Annotated in this window: 21 protein-coding genes and 1 pseudogene; 13 read left to right on the top strand and 9 right to left on the bottom strand. The window is 37.5% G+C overall.

Translation table 11 applies throughout. From position 1 onward, the window contains the following. Window positions 1-81 precede the first annotated feature (81 nt). The 3 genes and pseudogenes from AC0L6O_RS15385 to AC0L6O_RS15395 all read left to right on the top strand — a co-directional run bounded on the left by AC0L6O_RS15385 (window position 82) and on the right by AC0L6O_RS15395 (window position 2,526). Window positions 82-876 (top strand): polysaccharide deacetylase family protein, encoded by a 795-nt coding sequence (locus AC0L6O_RS15385; RefSeq protein ID WP_473303573.1) that lies wholly within the window; start codon window positions 82-84, stop codon window positions 874-876. A gap of 445 nt (window positions 877-1,321) precedes the next feature. Further along, window positions 1,322-1,894, top strand: coding sequence for a hypothetical protein (locus tag AC0L6O_RS15390; protein WP_473303575.1), 573 nt, complete (start codon window positions 1,322-1,324; stop codon window positions 1,892-1,894). A gap of 248 nt (window positions 1,895-2,142) precedes the next feature. Continuing rightward, window positions 2,143-2,526, top strand: a pseudogene (locus AC0L6O_RS15395) (hypothetical protein). A gap of 31 nt (window positions 2,527-2,557) precedes the next feature. Here AC0L6O_RS15395 and AC0L6O_RS15400 read toward each other — a convergent pair. Together AC0L6O_RS15400 and AC0L6O_RS15405 are read right to left on the bottom strand one after the other, a co-directional pair. Then, entirely contained in the window at window positions 2,558-4,669 is a 2,112-nt protein-coding gene (locus tag AC0L6O_RS15400; protein WP_473303577.1) for a MopE-related protein, read from the bottom strand. Between the two features lie 249 nt (window positions 4,670-4,918). After that, window positions 4,919-7,555: a DUF7133 domain-containing protein gene (locus AC0L6O_RS15405; RefSeq protein ID WP_473303578.1), complete on the bottom strand. Its 2,637-nt coding sequence runs from the start codon at window positions 7,553-7,555 to the stop codon at window positions 4,919-4,921. 324 nt (window positions 7,556-7,879) lie between these two features. On the opposite strand from AC0L6O_RS15405, the gene AC0L6O_RS15410 reads away from it, so the two are divergent. The 3 genes from AC0L6O_RS15410 to AC0L6O_RS15420 all read left to right on the top strand — a co-directional run bounded on the left by AC0L6O_RS15410 (window position 7,880) and on the right by AC0L6O_RS15420 (window position 11,988). Continuing rightward, complete coding sequence (locus AC0L6O_RS15410; RefSeq protein WP_473308534.1) at window positions 7,880-9,001, top strand: FG-GAP repeat domain-containing protein; 1,122 nt, start codon at window positions 7,880-7,882, stop codon at window positions 8,999-9,001. 112 nt (window positions 9,002-9,113) lie between these two features. Beyond that, window positions 9,114-10,598: an NAD(P)H-hydrate dehydratase gene (locus AC0L6O_RS15415; RefSeq protein WP_473303580.1), complete on the top strand. Its 1,485-nt coding sequence runs from the start codon at window positions 9,114-9,116 to the stop codon at window positions 10,596-10,598. Between the two features lie 271 nt (window positions 10,599-10,869). Beyond that, complete coding sequence (locus tag AC0L6O_RS15420) at window positions 10,870-11,988, top strand: FG-GAP repeat domain-containing protein (RefSeq protein ID WP_473308536.1); 1,119 nt, start codon at window positions 10,870-10,872, stop codon at window positions 11,986-11,988. 77 nt (window positions 11,989-12,065) lie between these two features. Here AC0L6O_RS15420 and AC0L6O_RS15425 read toward each other — a convergent pair whose 3' ends face one another. The 5 genes from AC0L6O_RS15425 to AC0L6O_RS15445 form a co-directional block, all read right to left on the bottom strand. Next, the gene (locus AC0L6O_RS15425; protein ID WP_473303581.1) at window positions 12,066-12,992 is read right to left on the bottom strand and encodes a ThuA domain-containing protein; all 927 of its coding nucleotides are present in this window, start codon (window positions 12,990-12,992) and stop codon (window positions 12,066-12,068) included. Between the two features lie 139 nt (window positions 12,993-13,131). Continuing rightward, entirely contained in the window at window positions 13,132-13,551 is a 420-nt protein-coding gene (locus AC0L6O_RS15430; protein WP_473303582.1) for a hypothetical protein, read from the bottom strand. 14 nt (window positions 13,552-13,565) lie between these two features. Beyond that, window positions 13,566-13,982, bottom strand: coding sequence for a hypothetical protein (locus AC0L6O_RS15435; RefSeq protein WP_473303583.1), 417 nt, complete (start codon window positions 13,980-13,982; stop codon window positions 13,566-13,568). A gap of 102 nt (window positions 13,983-14,084) precedes the next feature. Further along, a complete protein-coding gene (locus tag AC0L6O_RS15440; protein ID WP_473303585.1) occupies window positions 14,085-14,414 on the bottom strand; it encodes a hypothetical protein in 330 nt (109 codons plus the stop codon). Between the two features lie 179 nt (window positions 14,415-14,593). Then, complete coding sequence (locus tag AC0L6O_RS15445; protein WP_473303586.1) at window positions 14,594-15,571, bottom strand: pectinesterase family protein; 978 nt, start codon at window positions 15,569-15,571, stop codon at window positions 14,594-14,596. A gap of 358 nt (window positions 15,572-15,929) precedes the next feature. Between AC0L6O_RS15445 and AC0L6O_RS15450 the strand changes: the two genes are divergently transcribed. From AC0L6O_RS15450 to AC0L6O_RS15465, 4 genes are all read left to right on the top strand, one after another. Further along, window positions 15,930-17,456, top strand: coding sequence for a GNAT family N-acetyltransferase (locus tag AC0L6O_RS15450; RefSeq protein ID WP_473303587.1), 1,527 nt, complete (start codon window positions 15,930-15,932; stop codon window positions 17,454-17,456). 85 nt (window positions 17,457-17,541) lie between these two features. Next, a complete protein-coding gene (locus AC0L6O_RS15455) occupies window positions 17,542-18,108 on the top strand; it encodes a Crp/Fnr family transcriptional regulator (RefSeq protein ID WP_473303588.1) in 567 nt (188 codons plus the stop codon). Window positions 18,109-18,154: 46 nt separating this feature from the next. After that, entirely contained in the window at window positions 18,155-18,613 is a 459-nt protein-coding gene (locus AC0L6O_RS15460; RefSeq protein ID WP_473303590.1) for a DoxX family protein, read from the top strand. Window positions 18,614-18,708: 95 nt separating this feature from the next. Beyond that, entirely contained in the window at window positions 18,709-19,578 is an 870-nt protein-coding gene (locus AC0L6O_RS15465; RefSeq protein ID WP_473303591.1) for a bile acid:sodium symporter family protein, read from the top strand. 69 nt (window positions 19,579-19,647) lie between these two features. Here the strand turns inward: AC0L6O_RS15465 and AC0L6O_RS15470 are convergent, their stop codons facing one another. After that, window positions 19,648-20,223, bottom strand: a complete 576-nt coding sequence (locus AC0L6O_RS15470; RefSeq protein WP_473303593.1) for a DUF2911 domain-containing protein — start codon at window positions 20,221-20,223, stop codon at window positions 19,648-19,650. Window positions 20,224-20,376: 153 nt separating this feature from the next. Between AC0L6O_RS15470 and AC0L6O_RS15475 the strand changes: the two genes are divergently transcribed. The 3 genes from AC0L6O_RS15475 (at window position 20,377) to AC0L6O_RS15485 (ending at window position 22,030) form a co-directional block, all read left to right on the top strand. Next, window positions 20,377-20,868 (top strand): RNA polymerase sigma factor, encoded by a 492-nt coding sequence (locus AC0L6O_RS15475; RefSeq protein ID WP_473303594.1) that lies wholly within the window; start codon window positions 20,377-20,379, stop codon window positions 20,866-20,868. Beyond that, a complete protein-coding gene (locus AC0L6O_RS15480; protein WP_473303596.1) occupies window positions 20,852-21,508 on the top strand; it encodes a hypothetical protein in 657 nt (218 codons plus the stop codon). The genes AC0L6O_RS15475 and AC0L6O_RS15480 overlap by 17 nt, the downstream gene beginning before the upstream one ends. Before the next feature lie 75 nt (window positions 21,509-21,583). Continuing rightward, the gene (locus AC0L6O_RS15485; protein WP_473303597.1) at window positions 21,584-22,030 is read left to right on the top strand and encodes a hypothetical protein; all 447 of its coding nucleotides are present in this window, start codon (window positions 21,584-21,586) and stop codon (window positions 22,028-22,030) included. Window positions 22,031-22,107: 77 nt separating this feature from the next. Here AC0L6O_RS15485 and AC0L6O_RS15490 read toward each other — a convergent pair whose 3' ends face one another. Continuing rightward, on the bottom strand, window positions 22,108-22,680 hold the full coding sequence (locus AC0L6O_RS15490) for a DUF2911 domain-containing protein (RefSeq protein WP_473303598.1): 573 nt from the start codon (window positions 22,678-22,680) through the stop codon (window positions 22,108-22,110). Window positions 22,681-22,726 lie beyond the last annotated feature (46 nt).

Here is a 22,726-nt window from a genome sequence, read left to right on the forward strand (position 1 = left end):
AGAGCTACTGAATTAAGATTAGAATTGATAAAATCTGTTTAACTTGTTTTCTTTAAACCAAGACCCAAAACCTATTAGAAAATGTCAAAAAACCTTATTGTCTTATTCCTCCTATTGCTAAGTTTTAACATCAGTGCTCAAGAACAAGAGTTCAAATGGCCAGAAGGCAAACAAATGGCACTTAGTCTTACTTGGGATGACGCCCGACCAAGCCAAGTGCAAATTGGAACAGACATTTTAAATAAATTTGATACCAAAGCGACCTTCTATGTATTACCTGGCCCAGTGTACGACCAACTAAGTGGCTGGAAGAAAGCCGTAAAAGATGGTCATGAAATAGGAAACCACAGCTATAATCATCCTTGTTCTGGTAATTTTTTATGGGCTCGTAAAAATGCTTTAGAAGAATATACCGAAGAAAAAATGGACTTGGAATTTGAAGCTTCCAATGAGAAAATAGCTCAAATGCTAGGAGTTACCCCTACCCAATTTGCCTACCCTTGCGGTCAAACATTTATTCAGCGAGGTACAGAGACTAAAAGTTATGTTCCGCTTGTGGCAAATAAATTTAAGTCTGGTAGAACATGGCTAGACGAGGTTCCAAACGACCCAGCCTATTGCGATTTATACCAATTAACCGGTGTAGAAATGGACGGAAAAAGCTTTGAAGAACTTTTGGCCATTATTGACTTAGCAAGACAAGATGGACTTTGGTTAGTACTAGCAGGTCACGAAATAAACAAAGACGGCCCTCAAACCACCAAAACAAAATCATTAGAAAAACTCCTAAAATACCTAAGCGAAACAGACGCTATTTGGGTGGCACCTGTTGGAGAGATTACGGAGTATGTTAGGGCGAATAGGGAGTTGGAGTGATTTGGCTGCAACTGTCTGCACTATGATTAAGCTGATTAAATGATTTTATGCTTAATGAGAAGGATAATTGTTATGATTTAGGAGTAGGCATCCTATTGAATTTTTACACAAAAAGTTTAGAATTCAAAAGACTAATCAAATTCAAACAAGCGGCTCAACAAAAAATCAAATAAATCCATTAATCAAAAAAAGTAGAGATTAAGACATTTACCTGCTCCGTGACATCTTTTAAACTCTAGACACACATTTTCAGGTCTTTAGAACTATAAGAATAAAAGCACTATTAAACTTTATTTACAATAATTTACACAAAATTTACAATGCAAATTCTTTAGTTGGATGACTATCAAATTAGTTTTGCTGCATACATGTTTACAAAATTTGAAACAATTATGATTTTGCTTATTAAATTATAATCGCTTCATGAGCATTAAAAAAGCAACAAATGAAACATAAAAGATACATTTTGTCCTACCTGATTATTCTATTAATAGGTGTAGTTCATTTTGCCGTAGAGGCTCAACAAAAAAATAGTGCCCATCTGGGTAACTTTTCTGGCGAATGGAAATCCACAGAGTCCATAAGTATGGGCGGAAATATTGTTTGTTCTTATGACGAAGGTGATCGTATGTTATCCAACACAATGAAAATAATGGAACAGGCTAATTATCTTACCATAGATGTGCCCAACCCATCTCCCGATGCACCGTTGGCTGTAAGCCAGGAGAAACTGCTCTTCGACGGTAAACAAAGCCAGATTAATCATGGGCCGGATAGAGGAAAAAAGTACACCGCAAAGTTGTCAGCTGATAGACGAACAATGACTATTAACTCAATTGTACATCTGACGACTACCACTCCTGGCCTAATTAATGTTCAGGAACGAGTATTTGTTTACGTAACAGAGGTTTGGAAACTGAGTAGTGATCGCAAATCTATTACCGTTCAGACCAATGCAAAATCTACCTTAATCGGTAATGATCGTTCCTGGAAAACCGTATTCCATAAAGTGGGTTAGTATTCCAAAGAAGTCACTCCGCTAGTTTTTTTGAACTCTCGAAAAACAGTTTTTGGTATTCAGACAGATTACAAAAGGTAAAGTAGAGTCAAAGGAGATTCTGTTAGCACTAGAAGTAATTTATGGTTCACTAATATTAGACTAGGCTTTAGCTTACTTTTTCACATCGGGTATTGCGGCAGGTTTAATAGCAAAAATGGGAATTAACGGCACCTCAGAAGCCTATATAGCTGGTTTTAAAAGAAGGGATGATTATTGACACTATTGTTTTCGGACTTTTTTCTCCTTTAAAATCGCTTTCTCTCTCCGTTTCGGCCGTTAGTATGATGGTTTTTCATTTTGTCCTGCATTTCCCTATTCCTAGTTATTCTGGGCAGGCAGTCATGACCATGCCCTTTTTAATACCCCTTTCTGATTTAATAGGCCTCAGCAGACAAACCTGTATTTTGGCGTAGCAATACGGTGCTGTTATGGCAGACCTTATAGTACCTACCAATGGTGCATTAATGGCTATTTTGACCATAGCAGGAATCTCTTATAACAAATGGCTGAAGTTTGCTTTAAAACCTCTATTGTTCATTTTACTGCTTTGTGCAGCAGCCATAGTGGTAGCGGTTTTGACAGGGTATTGATAGCCTGTCAGCTTAAATACATCCATGCTCCTCACTCACTAAGAATCAAAACTTTTCGCGTAAAATGTTTCTTGTCAGACTTGGTTTTACCTTCTATAAAAAATGTACCTATTGAAGGGTTTATTAATTTCAAGGTATTGTTTTCCACTTTGAATACTACCCTTCTGCCCTTACTATCATTGACTTTTAAGCTTTTTACTTCCACATTTTCTACATGCATTATTCCGTTTGACGGATTAGGATATACTTTAGCTATTGTTTCATCTTCAGAATTTAAACTTAAAATTTGTTCCGCTATTCCGTCACAGTTTTCATCTACATCGTTATTTGGAATCTCCGTCGCACCAGGATTAATCCTTTCTTCATTGTCATTACAATCCTCAAAGCTTAAATAACCGTCATTGTCAAAATCATCATCCAAAGTTGCCGGATTACAGTCCTCATCTATCCCGTTATAAGGAATCTCCTCCGCATCAGGATTTATACTTGCGTCGCCATCGTTGCAGTCTTCAGCAGCTATGTAGCCATCTCTATCAAAATCGTCGTCCAAAGTTTCAGGGTTACAGTCATCATCCTTACCATTATAAGGTATTTCAATTGCGTTAGGATGCACATTTGCATCAGTGTCGTCACAATCATCCACAGCAATATAGCCGTCGTTGTCTATATCGTCATCCAGCGTTAAAGGATTACAGTCGTCGTCTAATCCGTTATAAAATATCTCCGCTGCACCCTTATTTACAGCTGGATTAGTCTCATCACAATCATCCTCGCCTACATAACCATCAGCATCTGGGTCATCAATTTCTACGTCGAAATCAATGATATAAGGTTCATAACCTGTTTCATTATCGTCAGCAAAAACCACTAATTTATTGTCAAAAAGAAAGAAGTTTTCTGGCTCATCTGCTCCTGAGCGGTCATTAGTTACTCTAATTTTCCTTGTCCCGTTTTTGGTACCATCACTAATAAATAAATCAGAATAAAATGAATCTGACGCATTAAAATACAATCTCTTGTCATCAGAAATCAAGGTAGTAGGCAAATGAAAAGACGAATTAGAAGTGCCATCAATATTTATTACCATTTGTGTTCCATCGGCAGTGCCATCAGTTTCAAATAGCTCAATTCCTGTATTTTCCTGCTCTCCTTTGTAAAACAATTTATTTTTAAAGAGCGTATAATTCTGTGGGGCATAACCCTTAGAACCTGGCCAAACATCTTTTACTATTTTAGTTCCTAAGCTTGTTCCATCCGTTTGCCACAGTTCATTGCCAGTGTCAGAAGTGTAATTGGGAAAGTAAACCTTTTTATTAAGTTCTACCAGTCTATTCCCTCTCCAGTTTACCGTAGGGCTATCTATGTCCAACACTTTTTTCGAACCTGCTTTTGTTCCTGTTGTGGTCCATAGTTCAGAACCACCAAGAACGTAAAGCAAGTCATCTGTAGCCAATAAATTATAGGTACTTCTCAAAGCTACCACCTCCTCTATTTCTTCCGTTTCTTTGTTGATTTTAAATACACCATCAAAAGCAGTATTGAAGTAAAGTTCGTCTTTATAAGCAGTAAGATTTACAGGAAAAGAATGCTTAGAAGATATGTTTTTCACTGGCATAGTTCCTTCTTTAGTACCATCGGTAGACCAGAGTGTGTAGCTAGAATTTTGTATTCCAGTGAAATACAATTTATTATCAAACACTAAAAACCGGTCTAAAGAGCTGCCTGGACCAGCAAAAACGCCATCTTTTGTACCAGCATTAAAATCTGCTAATAGCTGGGTTCCTTCAGTGGTACCATCGCTAGTCCAAAGTTCAAAACCTGATTCCTCAGTTTCTGCAGAAAAAACAAGTTTCCCGTTTAACTCAAAAAAGTAATCCGCTTCAGAACCTTTATTCCCTGGGTTGATATCTTTTAAAAGGCTAACCTCATTGTTTTTATAAATCCAAACCTCATGACCAAATTCTGCGTTTTGGGCAGCAAAAACCAAACTGCCATTAAAGCTGCAATAAGTTTGCTCTCCATAAACGAGCGATGAGCCACTTCCGGGATTAATATCTTTTAAAAGCGTAGAAACCTGTGAAAACGCTGGGAATGAACAAATGAAAACTAAAAGAATGAGTTTAAAAACTGACTTGCTTTTCATAAAAGTTGTAAGAATTATGTGGTATTTTTTGGGTAAAACTATTTGATGACAATCTTTGGTATAAAGCTAGTAATGGAAATACACTGCTCAAATTAATTATCTCTGTTATTTACACTAAACTGTGTCAAAAAAAATCCTTTTTTTGGCATCAATCTGATTAAAAGCAAAAACCTCTCCATCAAATCAAAAAAGCCCCTGAATCTAATTACAAAATTCAGGGGCCTTCAATATTTCAGTTTCTATTTATTCCTACTTCTTCCCTTGTAAAAATGTCACAAGCGAAGCTAACTCTTCATAAGAAAGAGAATTTGCCAAGCCTGCTGGCATCATAGAATTCTCCATTTCTTCACGGCTTTTGATATCCTTTTTGGCTAGCTTAGTTGCGTTACCAGCAATATCTCTAATGGTAAGTTCATCAGCAGATTCTGCAGTTATAAAACCCATGTAAGAATTACCATCTTTAGTTTCGATCATAAACGTGGCAAAGCCCTGCGAAATTGAAGCATTAGGTTTAAGAATTGACTCCGTAATCTGGTCTCTATTCATAATAGAACCAATTTGACCCATAAACGGCCCTTTCATTACCTGTCCTTTTTCTATGCTATGGCAGGCTATACATCCTTGGCTTGTAAATAAAGCTTTTCCTTTTGAGGCATCGCCTTTAATCTCTCCCATGGCCAGTATCACATCTTCTATAGACGCCTCTCCCACTTGACCTTTCTTATTTTTAATAGCATTAAAATCTACCTTATTCACTACCTCTTCTACTTCTTCCACCACGGCAGTTCCTAGCTCTTCAATGCCCATTCTGTTACGGTCGTTTAACCAAGCAAAGTAATCCGCTTTTTCAGCACCAGCGGCTTCCATTTCTTTCAGCAAGAAAGCTTTAATGGCATCAGAACCTTCCCAAGTAATTCCTTTATAATACGGACCGTGTGTATCTGGTCTAGTACTCCACCACCAGCTACCGTCATAAGGAGCCTCTTTTGTATATATTCTGGCAAGTGTACTAAGTACCTCCTCTTTATCTTCCGCATCATCATAAGCAGCTATCAGCCCATCTACAGCTTTAGTATCATGCATGTATCTTAAAGTCCAAAGAGCTAATTTAGGATTATTATCCAAAGCTTCTAAAGTTTCATCCACAGCATTAAGTGCTATTAAAGAGCGTACCGCCAAATGTGGCAACACAATCGCAGCGTTAGGTGTAGCATGTGGGCCTTCTGTTCCTGTTTCAGGAATTTTAGCCGATGTTGGTACTTGAATTTCTAATAAAGCATCCGCAGCTTCTTTATTTCCTAGTCTACCTAAAGCAATGATGGCCGTAGCCTGCACACGTGGATTTGCATCTTGCACCGCAGCTATAAATGGTTTGACCGGTACGGCATCTAAGCAAGTTTTTCTATCCGCCAAAGCACGTAGAGCAAACTCACGCATTTTATCTTCCTCACTAATTTTAAGCAACTCTGTCACGCCATCAGCACAAGCTATTTGTGCATAGGTATACACTCCTGCTACACGTACTTGCAATGGCAATGTTTTATCTGTTGCTACTTTTAAGGCAGCAGCTGCAGCTTCTTCTGCTGGTCTTTTTAATAATTCCTGCTGAGCATGAAAACGTGTTACTGAGTTTCCTGCTTTTAATAAGTCTCCTAAAGCTTCTACAGAAGCTGCTTTCAAGTCAGGAAAAGCTTCGTAAGTCCAATCTTTAGGAACTACTTTTACTACGTATCCTTTATCAGGATTTCCTTTATAACCTGCTCCGTCCCATGCTGCTAAAAACATTCTTCCAGAACCATCTACATCTACATCAGAAATTTGAGAAAGCTTAATAAACTCTTCGTCAGCCTGCGTAAAAGTTGGTCCATCCATAGTCACTCTATGAATATAAAGCTGGCTTTTACCCCAGTCTGCCATCATTGGCACATGATTATAAGCTACAGGCCATCTATCGTCGTCCATAAAATAGCTACCTGTACCAGACCCACCACCTAAATCTTTAAGGGCTGGAATAATCTCGTCGGTAAAGTTTTTGAATAAAGTTGGGTACCCCAATTCGGCACTTTGTTGATAATGAATAAAACGGATGTTCCAACCTCCGCCATCATTGGTGTTTCCACGCGTATAAATATTCATAAACGGGTCAATAGCCACATCATAAATATTACGCGTTCCGTGAGCGTAAACCTCCATTTCTGTTCCGTCAGGTCTTACACGCACTATACCTCCACCTAACATGGTCATTTTTTTACCAGTAGCATCTTCTGCTTCATGGAAGCCAAAGTCTCCTACAGCAATATAAATCCAACCGTCAATACCCATACGGATACCGTTGGTAGAGTGGTCTGTTCCTCTACTTCTCAAAGAAGCTGGCGAACATATATTTTTTATCAAAGGTTTAGATGGACCGTCGGCTACACCGTCTTGATTTTTATCTTCAAAAACCACCAAATCCATACCTGCCGCTTCACCAGTGGCTTCGCTAAATACAGTATGGAGTACAAAAACTTGGTCACCCACAGCCATTATACCTCTTGGGTTATCTGCTTTCGCAAATTCAATGTGCTGCTCGTAAGTGCCGTCATTGTCGGCATCAATTAGTTTTACGATACTTCCTTTCCCTGGCTCTTTTCCTAAAGAACCCATCATATCTACACCCACAAAAACTTCACCAGTAGGCAACACAGCCAAACAAGCAGGGCTAGGAACCACATCAGGACCAGCTATATTTTCCATAACTAAAGCCGTGCTATCGGGCTCAAAAGTAGTGGGGTCAAAACTGGCAGGAGTGAAATATTCTGTTAATTCCTCTATATCTGAGGTTTGATTTTTAGAACAGGAGAACAAAGCCAAAAGGCTAAAGAGGGCTAAATAGTTTTTAGACATTGTAAGAGGGTATTTGCTAAAGCATTTAATTTAACATCAAAGATAAAACTATTGATGCATAGGTTTTAATGGTTCAAAGCCATAGGGAAAGAAAAGTAAGCTCTTAACATTCCAAAAAATGACTAAATAGCTAAAAAACAACAGAATACAGGCAAGTGCAAACGATTGCCCGCAGAAAGCAAGGCACTAGGTCGATGTTTTTGGCTCTTTGGAAAAGCATAGGACAGTTAAGAATGAAAAATAAATTACATTAGTCTTTCTATAATTCAACCCTTATAAAAAATGATATCTAAAAGGCTAATAATATGTAGCATAGCCACTTCAATGCTTGCTTCTACCCTTTCTTGTGCACAAACAAACGGATTCAAAAAAACAGTACTTTCAAGAGAATTTCTATCGGAAGGTGTAGCCGTAGCAGACCTTAATAAAGACGGAAAAACAGATATAATTGCTGGTTACTATTGGTTTGAGGCTCCTAAATGGGTTCGACACGAAATGTCTCCTGCAAGACCCTTTGACCCTAGAAAAGAATATAGCAAGTCGTTTTTAAACTATGCTTTGGATGTAAATCAAGATGGCTGGGATGATGTGGTAAACATTGATTATCCTGGTACTCCAGGGTATTGGTTTGAAAACCCTAAGAACAAAAAAGTAGCTTGGAAAAAACACATTATAGCCGACTCGGTAGGCATAGGAAACGAATCGCCAGGATTTATAGACATGGATGGTGATGGCAGAAAAGACATTCTGTGCTCAGATGTGAAAAAGAAACAAATAATTTGGCTGCAAGCCCCTCAAAAGAAAGGAGATACGGTATGGAAAAAACATGCCATCAGTACTGAAAACGTAGCAGGAACAGACCGATTCTCACACGGAATAGGCTATGGCGATATAAACCACGACGGCATAAAAGATGTGGTAATAACCACTGGTTGGTATGAAGGTAAGGCAGATAAATCATCTGGCGATTGGACTTTTCACCCTGCGGATTTAGGCGAGCCATGCTCTCACATGCAAATTTTAGATGTAAACGCAGATGGGAAAAATGATGTAGTAGCAGCATCTGCTCACAAATTAGGGGTTTGGTGGTATGAACAAATATCAGAAAATGGAAAAATCAATTTCAAAAGACATTTGATGAGTGAAACCACTTCTCAAACCCACTCTTCTATCATGGCCGATTTAAATGGTGATGGAAAAGAAGAATACATCACGGGCAAACGTTTCCTAGCTCATAATGGTAATGATGCAGGCGATGATGACGCTCCTTTAATTATGTGGTTTGAGTTTACGCCAGAAAAAGCTCCATACTATAAAGAGCATTTAATTGACAGTGATTCGGGTGCAGGGCTAAATTTAGAAGTATTTGATATGAATAAAGATGGGAAGCTAGACATCATCATTTCTAATAAAAATGGTGTTTTCTTATTGGAGAATGAGCTGTAAATGATTTAGTTTTTCCCTTTCTAGAACAACATACAAAAAGATAGTGGTCTTATGTTCTTCTTGTTTCAGGCTACAGTTTTCTTACTTTTGAAAGGTATAATCCAATTTATCATTGAAGCATTTAAAACAAATATTAACATCTGAGCAAACCAGAGACGCAGACAAACAAGCCATTAAAAGCCAATCAATTTCATCCTTAGAATTGATGGAAAGAGCGTCAAATGTTTTCATTAGTGCCATCAGACAAGAGATTTCAAAATCTGACAAAATATACATTTTCTGTGGTATAGGAAATAATGGAGGCGATGGCTTCGCCGTTACTAGAATTTTGCAATCAGAAGGATATCAAGTGTCGGCTTTTTTGGTGAAAATCAACGATAAATTGTCCACGGATTGTCAAGCCAATTTTGACCGTTTGGAAAATATCAAGATAATAGACAGCAAAGAAGACCTCCCTCATTTGGCTGAATCTGATATTATTATTGATGCTATTTTTGGTTCTGGCCTTACAAGGCCCGTCGAAGGATTGGCTGCAGACGTGGTTCAGGGCATAAACTTTTCAAAGAAAAAAGTTATCTCAATTGATATACCAACTGGCATGTATGCCGATAAGCTTTCCGATTCTCCGTTTATTGTCAACTCTTTTTTAACCGTTTCATTTCAAAGGCCAAAATTGGCTTTCTTTTTTCCTGAAAGTTCAAAACACTTAAATAAATGGCATATAGTAGATATTGGTTTAGATGAGCATTATATTCAATCGCTTAATTCCCCTTATTTCTTGTTGGATAAAAGCGTTGAAACCTTGGCAGAAAACCGTCAAAAGTTCTCCCATAAAGGCACTTATGGGCACGCTTTAATAATAGCAGGCTCCTATGGAAAAATGGGTGCGGCTGTTTTGTCCTCAAAGGCTTGTTTGCGAAGTGGTGTAGGACTTATAAGCACCTATATCCCAAAAGTGGGATATAATATTATGCAAATTTCCATTCCTGAAGCCATGTGCCAAACGGATAAAAATGAAAATCATATTTCTGGTATTCCTGAAATTTCGATTTATAATGCCATTGGAATTGGACCAGGAATTGGACAAAATCCAGAATGCAAAGAAGCTTTAGAGTTATTATTACAAAACGCAAACCAACCTTTAGTGATAGATGCCGACGCTATCAATATTTTGGCAGGAGATGAAAAGCTAAAAAAGCTAATTCCGGAAAATAGCGTTTTAACACCCCATCCAAAGGAATTTGAAAGGTTGGTCGGTTCTTGGAAAAACAGCGAAGAACGATTACAAAAGCAAATTAAATTTGCCACAAAACACAAGTGTATTGTAGTTCTAAAAGATGCTCATACTTCCATTTGCAATATCAATGGAGATATTTTCTTTAATACAACAGGAAATGCCGGAATGGCCACTGGAGGAAGTGGTGATGTTTTGACAGGGATAATTACAGGGTTATTGGCTCAAGGTTACAAACCGCTCTTGGCTGCATTATTGGGCGTTCATTTCCACGGTAAGGCTGGTGATGAGGCAGCCAAAGTCAAAGGACAAAACGCATTAATAGCTTCAGATATAACAGAACATTTACGTATAGGAGAATAAGTCTTACACCTTTTTCCTGTTCAAATTTATTTCATCACCTGAAATAACTCAACTTTAATAAACCTGATTCTATACGCAAAAAGGCATAAGAATTCCTCTCATTCAAGAAAAAAGAGGCTTCTTTTAAATCAAATCCATAGGAACCAGCGTTAGGGTAAATGAACTGACGACCTACGTGATTTCTATGACAAATAACAAACCTGCTGCCAAGCCCTTTTACCGTGCCCTAATAGAAATAAGAAGTAAAAGCACTTGGATATTATTTGTTTCCATGCTTCTATTGGCTTGTGAAACAGAGTTAGTACAGCCAGACACGTTTATAAAAACTGTCATCACCAAAGATTTCTTATCTGAAGGTGTAGCTGTGGCAGATATTAACAATGACGGTTTAAAAGATATAGTGGCGGGTTATTATTGGTTTGAAGCACCAAACTGGACCAAGCACGAAATATCTTCCTCAAGAGCTTATGACCCACGGCAAGAATTTAGCAAATCGTTTTTAAACTATACACTTGATGTGAATATGGATGGCTGGGAAGATGTGGTAAATATTGACCACCCCGGCACTCCCGCGTATTGGTTTGAAAACCCTAAAAATGAAACGGGACATTGGACAAAACATAGTATTGGAAACAACATTTTAATAGGAAATGAATCTCCAAATTTTGTGGATGTAGATGCTGATGGTAGAATAGACTTGCTCTGTGGAGATGTTAGCACCAATCAGGTCATTTGGCTGCAAGCCCCTACGGTACCCGGTCAAACCGCATGGGCCCGTCATGCACTTACTAACGAAAATGTGTTTGGAACAGATAGCTTTGCACATGGTTTAGGCTACGGCGATATTAACGGCGATGGCATAAAAGACGTAGTCATTAAAGAAGGTTGGTTTGAAGGTAAAGCCGACAAATCATCTGGAGACTGGCGTTTTCATCTAGTAAACTTAGGCGATGACTGCTCTCAGATGCAGGTTATCGATGTTAATATAGATGGTAGAAATGATGTGGTAACCGCATCTGCACATAATCTAGGTGTTTGGTGGTTTGAGCAGCTAGAAGATGGTAACTTCAGGAAGCATTTAATGAGTGAAACTACTTCCCAAACTCATGCTACCGTCATGGCAGACCTCAATGGCGACGATAAAAAAGACTTTATCACTGGAAAAAGATACCTAGCACATAATGGCAAAGACCCAGGCGATACCGATGCTGCTGTTTTAATGTGGTTTGATTTTTCTTCTGATATTGCACCTTACTATAAAGAGCACTTAATTGACATTGATTCTGGTGCTGGGTTAAACATAGCCGTGGCTGACATCAATAATGATTTCAAAATGGACATTATTGTTTCTAATAAGAATGGCGTGTTTTTGTTGGAGAATGATATGTAACACGGCAAAACCAACACTTTAAAACAACAAAAGACCTCCCGAAAGAGGTCTTTTGTTGTTTATGTCTATTGCTGTTATTACTTACTCATGGGCGAATCATCACAATCGACATCACCAGTAGTATACTGCAAGCCATCTAAGAAAAACTGCAACAATGCAGGATTACTGAAGCTTTGTGCATTATGAGAAGGTGAAGAATAAAACACTCTTCCTTTGCCATGCTCCTTTATCCAAGAAACGTAACGAATAGCATCCCCGTCAGGGTTTCTTAGTCCTTCTATTTTAGATGCTTCAAAATACAGAAGAGGTTTGAAATTCTTTTTGGTGTATGCATTATTGAAAACATAAGGCTCATCTTTATGGGTAAAACCTTTGCCATTAAACGCGGCAACTAAAGGGTGATTCGCATCTACCAACTCTACATCTATATCTTGTTGCTTTGGGTGGTAATGAAAACTTCCTCCCATCATTTCGCTAAAAGCCATAGACTTATTTTGCATCACTATGCCACCATGCAAAGCCATTACTCCACCACCTTTTTTCACATATTTAATAAAGTCTTTCTCCATTTTATGTGCTTTTTTCATAGCAGCCGCTGAGTCTAAACCAGCTTCATTTTTTAGCACATCCCAAAACATGTCTCTGTGGTCACCAATACTACAGTTGTTGTTCATAACCACTGCATCGTATTGCTTTAGGTTTTTCTTATTCAATGCAGAAATGTCATAGGTATAAGTCATTTCAAAGCCGCCAGATTTTTCGCTCAATATTCTAATCATAGCCTCGGTATGAGGAATGACCCAATGTTTAAAACCTGTATGCAGTGAAAAAACTAAGACCTTCCTCTTCTCAGCAGTAGGATAAGTCAATTTACTAGGAGCTTTGCTTTTAATTTCTTGAAGCCAAGAGTCTGTTAAAGGTACTTCTGGTAAACTTTGGGCATTTGATACGCCACAAAATGCCAATAGACCAAGTGCAAGAAAAGATGATATTTTTAATCTCATTTTAGAAAGGGTTGAATATTTATGAATGCAAATTAATCAGACTTTTGCTAAAATTCAGCCTATTCTAAAGGCTTAAACTCAGATAAATAAAGCCTTGATACTTTTCTTACGATTTCTGATGCCTTTCTACTAAAGAAACTTATTTAGCTCTTTGGTATCTTTCAATAAACTCATCACACCTATTTAATTCTAATATATCATCAGAGAGTTTCTCTACAGTCCATTCATTGCACCCACTACAGTCTACCAATGCACAGCTAGCATTTGCAGGTGGTACACTTAGATTTATAGTCTTATTTTTTAGTTCGTATTTTGTAAAACTACAGCACCCTGTTGGAGTTTGTCCTACCCATAAAATATCACCGTCACCAGTAAACTCTAAAGATGGCAGCAGAATATAGTAGTTTATAGTTTCCCAATCTGTCCATTCCCCATTTTCACCTTTTGTCCTCTTTTCATAAGTATTCTCCCATTTACCTACTAGCTCATTTGGTTTAATATTATTTTCACCACAGGCAGCAAAAAGAACTACTAATACCAAGCTAAGTATGCTTTTCATATTATTTCAAAGTTTCAATTCGCTTTATTATATCGTACCATGGAGTTGTCGCAAATGTTTAGTTCAAGCTGCTTATCTGTAAGTTTAACGATGGTCCAAGTATCACAAAGAGCACAATTCACTAATTCACATTCATCCTTTACTACAATTTCACTTAGTTTTAAAGTATCTCCTTTTACCTCAAAAGCATTAAAAGTGCAGCAGGCCTCTGAAGGTTTTCCGTCCCAAAGTACTTTTCCCTTGTTAGTAAACTCTAAAGATGGTAAGGCAGCATAGGTATTTATGGTTGTCCATTCCGTCCACTCGCCAGATCCCTCTTTTATTCTTATTTCATAAGAGTTATCCCATTTACCAATAAGCTCTTTAGGCTCCACACTTTTAGTGCAAGCTCCTAAAAGAGCCGCCATTAATATTATAAGTACTGTTTTCATATTATTCTTCAATCTTACTACCTAAACGAAGACAGCCAACAAATGGTTGTATACAAAAAAGCCAGCACATTTCTGTACTGGCTAAATAAAGCAAAACGTCAATTAAATAAGTTCTGGTGCCTTAATGCTAAGGTCAATCTCTGTAAACTCAGGCTTACTTTCCCAAATAAAGCGAAACACATTTATGGCCGCATCTATTTCTTTAACTCTAGCTTTAGAAATAAAATCTGTGTGTTTTGAAAGGCCTTTTTTCATCAAATTTGCTGCTGAATAAAATTCGGTCTGCTCTTCTTTAGAAATCTGCAGAAACTTACCAGAATCTACCTGATAGGTATGAATGACGTGTTTCACTTCTAACCAAGGATGTTCGGCTGCATTTGATTGAAAACTGATTCCCAACAGAACGATAATAGATGCTAATAACTTTTTCATAATAGTAATTTGTTTTTTTTATTGAATTACTACTTTGACATGCAAAAGCACCAAAGGTTTAAGACTGATTATAAGCACTCTACCAAGACCCCACATTATTCTACCAATAGCTCAAAACACACGACGCATTACAAAAAAAACTAGAACCAAGATAGGTAGCTGGCTAAATCAGCCTATTTCTACTTGTTAAACCAAGAATTAGAACCTTCTGAAATTAGCTGACCAGCCAACACTTTCTCTTTGGTATAAAGCTTTGCTTGCTCTGGACTTAACTGATGAGACCAAGGGACTCTGTCAATAGAAAGCCCGCCTATACCATAATTTCCATATTCAGCATAAAAAACCGTTTTTTCTACTCCAGCTCTAGACCAATTATCCCAGCCTTCGGCCAAAATAGGGGCATCTAAGTCACAATCAATAAAAACAGTTTTGGCATAATCTCGCCATGGCCTTCCTAAATATAACTTGTCAATACCTTCGGCAGCCGTAATTTCACATTCCTTAAATACATAGCCGTACTTCACCCATTTGGGTGTAGATGCCGCCGTGATAAAACTGTTTGACTTACAATGAATTTGACAGTTTTCAAAAAACGCGGTGGCAGAGCCAAAAATGAAATCCACAGTACCTTCTATATAACATTCAGAAAAATACTGTCTTGAGTTTTCGCCGGAGGCAAAAATGGTGTCTTGATTGCCCAAAAACTTACATTTCTTAAAAACACATCTATCGCCTTCTACATGCAAAGCCACACCCTGCCCTACTCTTCCTGCCGTGTTTTCAATAGTCAAATTTTCAAAACGAATATCATTACCCATTACTTTGACCGTATAGGAGTCAAAAGTTTCTAACTTCCCTTTGCCCGAGTAATCATCATAACTGATAATGGTGCTATCGGCGGACTCGCCCAGAAATGTAATGTTTGTCAATGTGCTGTATACCTCTAATTTCTCAATATAAACACCATTTTTAATTTTTATGGTAATGCCTTTAGGTAGGTAAACTCGCACAGCATTTATAGCATCTTGAATGTATTGAAAATCGCCCGAGCCATCTTTTGCCACGGTTAAGTCGTGCTGCACTTTTAAAGGCTGAGCCTGTAAACTGGCCGTGCTAATGATAATAAGAAGAAGGAGTTTGAATGCTTTTTGATACATGTTGTATAGGGTTTGACAAATGCTTTTGTCCTTGGTTAGGTGTTATTTTCTCTTCAAAAATATGAAATATGCCCTTAGTTCATGAATTAAAACACGGGCTCACCAAAAGAGTTAATTATCATCAAAACAAAAACCAGAGCTAAAGAACTACCAATCAACAGAATGAATCACTTTAAAATCGCAAATACTATTTTATTTTAAGTCAAAATTAATTTGGCTTTGACAGCTTTTTATAAGGATAAATCAGCATACATTTGAACCCAAATTCCGAAAGCCAAGTACCTTAAATTAAGAAGCTAAGAAATTAGTAAAATCTGGCGGCTGTGATAATAAAAAATATACTTCCATTTAATTAATAATGAGCAAACAAGAAATAGATAACATAGAGTTAAAATACTTAACTATTGACGATTATGAGGACCTGAAGGCTGCCATGATTACGTCATATAACTCTATGCCTGATGCATATTGGAAAAAGCATCACATCGAATCACTTATCTCTAAATTTCCTGAAGGGCAAGTGGTGATGAAAATAAATGGACAGCTAGCAGGTTGTGCTCTATCCATTATTGTAGATTATGAAGTTGTTTCTGACAATCATACCTATCGAGAAATCACAAAAGACTATACGTTTGATTCGCATACAGATGAAGGTGACATGCTTTATGGTATTGACGTTTTTATTAAACCTGAGTTTAGGGGTTTGCGTCTTGGCCGTAGGCTTTATGATTATAGAAAAGAGCTTTGTGAAAAGTTAAATTTAAAAGGGATAGCCTTTGGTGGCAGAATACCAAACTATCACAAATACGCCGCGGAACTTACTCCGCTTAAATACATAGAGAAGGTAAAGCGTAAAGAAATACACGACCCCGTTTTAAACTTTCAAATCTCAAACGACTTTCACGCAGCTAAGATTCTGAGAGGATACTTAGAAGGCGATGAAGCTTCAAATGAGTTTGCAGTGCTTTTAGAGTGGGATAATATTTACTACGAAAAGCCTTCAAGAAAGGCCGCTACCAAAAAGAAGGTGGTACGTATTGGACTTATTCAATGGCAAATGAGGCCTTATAATGACCTTGATGAGTTACTGGAACAAGTAGAATACTTTGTGGACGCTGTATCTGGTTACAGGGCAGATTTTGCACTATTCCCTGAGTTTTTCAATGCTCCGCTAATGGCAAAAAACAACCACATGTCGGAGCCAAACGCTATTAGAGAACTTGCCAAATACACTGAAGAAATTGTCAAAAAATTCTCTGAACTGTCTATCTCTTATAACATCAACATTATTACGGGTAGTATGCCTGAAATGAAAGGTGAGCAACTTTTCAATGTAGGTTACCTATGTAGAAGAGATGGCTCTGTGGAACGCTATGAGAAAATCCATGTTACGCCAGACGAGGCTAAAGTATGGGGTATGCAGGGTGGTTCGGGTTTAAAAGCTTTTGATACAGACTGCGGTAAAATTGGTGTTTTGATTTGCTATGATTCTGAGTTCCCCGAATTAAGCCGTTTGCTAGCCGATGAAGGAATGGATATTCTCTTTGTGCCATTTTTAACGGATACCCAAAATGGATACTCCAGAGTGCGTTATTGCTCTCAAGCCAGAGCCATTGAAAATGAGTGTTATGTAGCCATAGCAGGAAGTGTAGGTAACCTACCTAAAGTACACAATATGGATATCCAGTATGCTCAATCCATGGTATTTACACCCTGTGACTTTGCTTTCCCTGCTAATGGAATTAAAGCAGAGGCTACGCCAAATACCGAGATGATTGTACTGGCTGATGTAGATATCGATATGCTGCGAGAGCTAAATCAGTTTGGTGCAGTAAGAAACTTGAAAGACAGAAGGAAAGATGTTTATAAGCTTTCAAAGGCGTAAAATCAAATAAGCTAAGCTATCTTTGGTCTATTCTGTTATATTCAGAGTAGACCATTTTTTTTACTAAATCAACGAAACTAAGAATTTGGAACGCATTCATCATACTTTTAAACAAATCACAGATATCTCTGATGAAGATTGGGCCTACTTTTCTTCTAAACTAAAGCGTGTAGAAATACCCAAAAAGACAAAAGTTTTGGAGGCAGGTGAAACTGAAGGCCATTTGTCTTTTGTAGAAAGCGGAATAATCAGATACTTTGTACCTAAACAAGACACGGAGAAAACATTCTGTTTCGTTTTTGAAAACTCTTTCACCTGTGCTTATGACTCTTTCTTAACTCAGATGCCTTGTATGTACACCGTGGAAACTATATCTGAGATCGTTCTTTGGCGTTTAAGCCATGCTGATCTCCAAGATATTTACAAAAACACCAAAGCCGGAAATACCATTGGGAGAAAGGCCAGTGAACAAGAGTATTTAAAGAAAGCAAAAAGAGAACTAGCACTTTTAAATTACACTGCTGAAGAACGTTACCTCAATTTATTTACCGAACGACCAGAGTTAATTCAAAAAATACCACTGCAATACATAGCCTCCTATATAGGCATTACACCTCAAGCCTTGAGTCGTATTAGAAAACGAATTTCTTAACTTAGGTTCATTGCCATAGTTAAGACAAAATCGGAATTTTGCAGAAATGAAACCCCTTTTTGTCTTACTAGGTTCTTTTGTTATTTGCCAAATAATCCTGCATTGGATACATGGCTCAACGAATTACCAATTGGCTGGTAGAGTAAGCATGGCTATCATGCTACTCTTTACAGCTTTTGGCCATTTTATGTTCACAAATGGAATGGCAAGGATGATTCCTGATAATATTCCTTATAAAATCTTAATAGTTCAAGCCACAGGAGTAATAGAAATTGCTTTTGCAATTGCTCTGCTTGTTCCAAAATACAGTCACATAGCTGGCATAATTCTTATCATTTTTTTCCTACTAATTCTACCAGCAAACATCAAGGCGTCTATGCATGGTTTAAACTACCAGACTGGACAACTTGATGGTAAAGGCCTTTCTTATCTATGGTTTAGAGTGCCGCTGCAGTTACTATTTATTATCTGGGTCTACTTTTCGGCTATTAAAAACATCCTTTAAGCCTAAAAATAATTCCTATTAAATATTAAGGAGCAATTCAGTATTTATCAATATCTTTAAAATTAATACCCTAATGAAAACTCTAAATAAAAAACATGATAGCCACCCTATTAAGCAAAGTCTTTTTGCCATTATCGCTCGCCATAATCATGCTTGGCATGGGCATGACCCTTATTCCAGCAGATTTTGGACGAATAGTTAAATACCCCAAAGCCGTTTTAATTGGTCTTACTAATCAACTCATTTTCTTACCCATCATTGGTTTCTTATTGGCCATTTCTTTTGACCTAGACCCTACCATGGCAGTAGGTATTATGATTTTAGCTTCTGCTCCTGGCGGACCTACGAGTAATCTGATAAGTCAAGTTTGTAAAGGCAACATTGCCTTGTCTGTCACTCTCACGGCCATAGCCAGTTTTGTAAGCATCCTTACCATTCCTTTTATTCTCTCCAATGCCTTGGAATACTTTGGTTCCTCCACTGGTCAAACCATCAAGCTGCCCATAATGGACACCATACTTCAAATAATGGTGATTACCGTTATCCCAATTTCAATAGGCATGACCATTAGAAAATACAAAGAAGCTTTTGCCAACAGGATGGAAAAACCAATGCGTACAGCATCCACCGTTATTTTCATTGTGATATTTATAGCCGTGATAGCTGCCAATTTCAGTCTTTTGGGCGAAGCCTTAAAAAGAGTGGGCATAGTTACTTTGCTTCTAAACCTAGCCACTATGGGTTTTGGATTTATGACAGCCAGAATATTCAAACTTGACTTTAAAAGTGCTATTTCTATTACCGTAGAAAGTGGGATACAAAACGGCACGCTGGCTTTTGTGATAGCTACCACCATCCTTAATAATGTAGAACTTGGTATTCCTACTGGAGCTTATTCCATCTGGATGTTTATCACTGGAGGTATTCTCATGTGGAAGCTTGGGAAGCGAGAAATGGCGGAATAAACTTATCTAAAACAAAAGCCACTATGCTGGGAAAGCATAGTGGCTTAATAGAAAAAACCTTGTATCAAATTACAACAAAGTCACAGGAAATTCAGCGAAACTATCTGCCCAGCCAATTTTGATATGTACAGCACCCGAAGCTGCTTCGTACATTACAATAGACAATGCTTCCACATTTTCAGAGGTCTTTGACACTTTACTGGTTAAGCTTGCTAGCTCTTTTGAGTAATCAAAGTTGTAAGTACCCCATCCATTGACCGTTGGATGAAATTTGAGCGTCCAGCTATCTTTTTCTGGAATGATGTACATAGAGTAAGTTCCAGGAAATAATACTTCATTTCCTATTTTAACAGACTTCAAAAAAGTTACTTCCGTGGTTTCATTTGCTCCAATTCTCCAAGGCTCGCCAAACTTAACTAAGCCACCAAAAATCTCACGACCTTTAGCTTGAGGACGAGAATACATGATTTTAATTTGGGTCATGGCAGCAGCTTTTTCATCTACCGTTTTGGCAAATAGAAAGTCATGTGCCGAGGCTGAAGGATAATAAGCCATGTCTAAAGGACTAGCATCCATCTTCGGGAAATCTTGAGCTGAAAGCTGAATAGAAATAAGTGCTAAAAGCACAAACGATAATTTTCTCATTGATTGGTATTTTTTGATTTAGAGTTACGAATTCATAATGTTCAAGGTTTGGTTTTAGTTCAGCTTTTTGAGCTTTGAGCCTTTTTATTTTAATAAATTTAACAATACGTGTAATAATTAGAATTTTTAGCCACTAAGTAAGAAAAAGCAATATTGAGCAGCGACTTTTATAAAATATCTATTCTACCATTTTCAGGGATAATCATCAAGTTATGCCGGGCGTATACCAACTCCCAAGAAGACTTTGAAGATTATTTTCAGGAGGTCTGTTTACAAATTTGGCGGAGCAGAGAAAACTTTAAAGAAGAGTCTGAATGGAGCACTTGGGTTTACCGCATATCATTAAATGTGTGTTTGACCTTACTTAAAAAGAAAAAAAACAATATCCAGCATTTTGTGTCTGATTCACTTCCTTCTGAAGAAACAGAAGACAATTATGCCTTTTCAGATGAGTCGCTAAACCTGCTTTATGCTGCCATTAGAAAGCTTTCTGAAATTGACAGGGCTATTATTATGCTCTATTTGGAAGAAAAGTCTTATCAGGAAATTGCTGAAATAATTGGCACCAACCCAAACAATATTGGAGTACGTGTTACAAGAATCAAAACCAGATTAAAAAAACTACTCGATGGAAAAATCAATTGAAAATATATGGAAAGAAGGTTTCCTAAAAAGCGATGCCTTGATTGCACCGAAGGTGAATAACCTTTACAATCAAAAGTCAATTCACATCATTGATAAGTTTACAAGGATGTTTAAGATAAACCTGATTGCAATAGTGGTCTTCTCTTTTGCTTTCTTACTAGTTTCCTTTTTTATGGGTATTCCCGTTATGGGCTTTCTCTTTTTTTTGACGCTTAGTGTAATGGTTTGGGTCAATAAGAAATTGCTAGACGGACTATATAAAATAGATAAAGGCGAAAGCAGTTACCAGTATTTAAAAGCATTTAGTCAATGGCTCAGCAAACAATTGGCTATCAATAAAAGAATGGCAACGTTTATGTATCCCATCTTTTTTTTAGCCTTTATTTTAGGGTTTTGGTTTAAGGATGCTAAGGGTGCTTTTTTAGGAGAAAGGTTACTCACCAAAATCTCAGAAAGCTTCCCTGACCTTTATCTAGTATTTGGAATCCCTTTGATTGGGATAGCTGCTGTAATTCTAATCATGGGCATCTTGGCATACTTTGGTGGTATAATTTACAAATGGGATTTAAACATGATTTACGGCAGGGTATTCAAAAAACTAGAAGAGCTATTAACCGACTTGGAAAGTTTGAGAGCGTAAAAAGTAAAAATAATTTGCTTTAAGGTGTAATAATTATGACGATGAGCCACTAACCAAGAAAAAAGATAATCAATCATGACATTACAAGAAGCCAAAAGTTTTTTCGAAAACTTAAGAAACAAAACAAGTAAAAAATCCGAAATAAAGATTTACGATAAGTTCATACATATTCTTACCGAATTAAATAACAGAGAACTTTCAAGTGCAGAACTACAATCAATAGAAAGCAAGCTTGACAGTTTGAATTTGACAGCTGAGAAGGACATCAAATTCTTCAAAAAATCACTGACAGATTTTGAAAACTTCCTAAAAGAGAGCCTCTCTTTAATCTCAAAAGGCTATTACACCGGCATCTCTATGGGTTTAGGAATCTCATTTGGTGTTCTTTTTGGAATCGTGTTCCTTTCTGGTTTTGAAAGGTCTATGGGTATTTCTTTGGGCATTTGCTTAGGTATGTTTGTGGGTTTATTAATAGGAAGAAACATGGATGCCAAAGCTCAAGCGGAAGGGAATGTGATTTAATGAATTAGCCAAATACCTGAATAAACAAAAAGCCACCTGTTTTCACAAGTGGCTTTTAAAATATCATGCAAGCTCAGTTAAAGCACCGTAATAGGAAACTCAGCAATACTATTTGCCCAACCTACTTTGATATGAACTTGTCCTGAATCAGCTTTATACATCGTAATTGATAAGGCTTCTATGTTCTTTTCAGAGGTAGTAGGAACTGCTGAAACAGATGCTAAATCTTTAGACTCATCATAACCATAACTTCCCCAGCCATCTACATTAGGATGTACTTTGAGCGTCCAGCTATCTTCTGATGGCGTACAGTAAAGCGAGTAACGACCTGCTGCTAATACACTCTCTCCTATTTTAACTGGCGAATAAAAAATAACCTCTGTAGACTCATTGGCTCCCAATCTCCATGGCTCATTATATTTTACCAAATTCCCAAAAATCTCTCTGTCGTTCACCAATGGCCTAGAGTACGTAATTCTGACACGAGGCATAAGAGCTGCTTTTTCATCTGCTGTCTTGGCAAAACCTGCTCTGTGAGCACCACTTGGGTAATAGGCTATATCCATGACACTTTTGTCTACTGGAGCAAAATCTTGGGCTGAAACCTGAAAAGCAAAAAAGCTTAGTAAAACAATAAATAATTTTTTCATCCTCTATAAAGTCAATTTTGATTAATAAAGTCTGAAATTAAACCTT

It is taken from the genome of Arcticibacterium sp. GJ41-1, from assembly GCF_055808875.1.

Coding starts and splice junctions, on each gene's coding strand:
- AC0L6O_RS15490 (WP_473303598.1), bottom strand. CDS start 22,680: ATGAAAAAATTATTTATTGTTTTACTAAGCTTTTTTGCTTTTCAGGTT.
- AC0L6O_RS15440 (WP_473303585.1), bottom strand. CDS start 14,414: ATGAAAAAGTTATTAGCATCTATTATCGTTCTGTTGGGAATCAGTTTT.
- AC0L6O_RS15465 (WP_473303591.1), top strand. CDS start 18,709: ATGATAGCCACCCTATTAAGCAAAGTCTTTTTGCCATTATCGCTCGCC.
- AC0L6O_RS15445 (WP_473303586.1), bottom strand. CDS start 15,571: ATGTATCAAAAAGCATTCAAACTCCTTCTTCTTATTATCATTAGCACG.
- AC0L6O_RS15470 (WP_473303593.1), bottom strand. CDS start 20,223: ATGAGAAAATTATCGTTTGTGCTTTTAGCACTTATTTCTATTCAGCTT.
- AC0L6O_RS15400 (WP_473303577.1), bottom strand. CDS start 4,669: ATGAAAAGCAAGTCAGTTTTTAAACTCATTCTTTTAGTTTTCATTTGT.
- AC0L6O_RS15480 (WP_473303596.1), top strand. CDS start 20,852: ATGGAAAAATCAATTGAAAATATATGGAAAGAAGGTTTCCTAAAAAGC.
- AC0L6O_RS15430 (WP_473303582.1), bottom strand. CDS start 13,551: ATGAAAAGCATACTTAGCTTGGTATTAGTAGTTCTTTTTGCTGCCTGT.
- AC0L6O_RS15410 (WP_473308534.1), top strand. CDS start 7,880: ATGCTTGCTTCTACCCTTTCTTGTGCACAAACAAACGGATTCAAAAAA.
- AC0L6O_RS15385 (WP_473303573.1), top strand. CDS start 82: ATGTCAAAAAACCTTATTGTCTTATTCCTCCTATTGCTAAGTTTTAAC.
- AC0L6O_RS15435 (WP_473303583.1), bottom strand. CDS start 13,982: ATGAAAACAGTACTTATAATATTAATGGCGGCTCTTTTAGGAGCTTGC.
- AC0L6O_RS15425 (WP_473303581.1), bottom strand. CDS start 12,992: ATGAGATTAAAAATATCATCTTTTCTTGCACTTGGTCTATTGGCATTT.
- AC0L6O_RS15405 (WP_473303578.1), bottom strand. CDS start 7,555: ATGTCTAAAAACTATTTAGCCCTCTTTAGCCTTTTGGCTTTGTTCTCC.
- AC0L6O_RS15460 (WP_473303590.1), top strand. CDS start 18,155: ATGAAACCCCTTTTTGTCTTACTAGGTTCTTTTGTTATTTGCCAAATA.
- AC0L6O_RS15420 (WP_473308536.1), top strand. CDS start 10,870: ATGCTTCTATTGGCTTGTGAAACAGAGTTAGTACAGCCAGACACGTTT.
- AC0L6O_RS15390 (WP_473303575.1), top strand. CDS start 1,322: ATGAAACATAAAAGATACATTTTGTCCTACCTGATTATTCTATTAATA.
- AC0L6O_RS15485 (WP_473303597.1), top strand. CDS start 21,584: ATGACATTACAAGAAGCCAAAAGTTTTTTCGAAAACTTAAGAAACAAA.
- AC0L6O_RS15450 (WP_473303587.1), top strand. CDS start 15,930: ATGAGCAAACAAGAAATAGATAACATAGAGTTAAAATACTTAACTATT.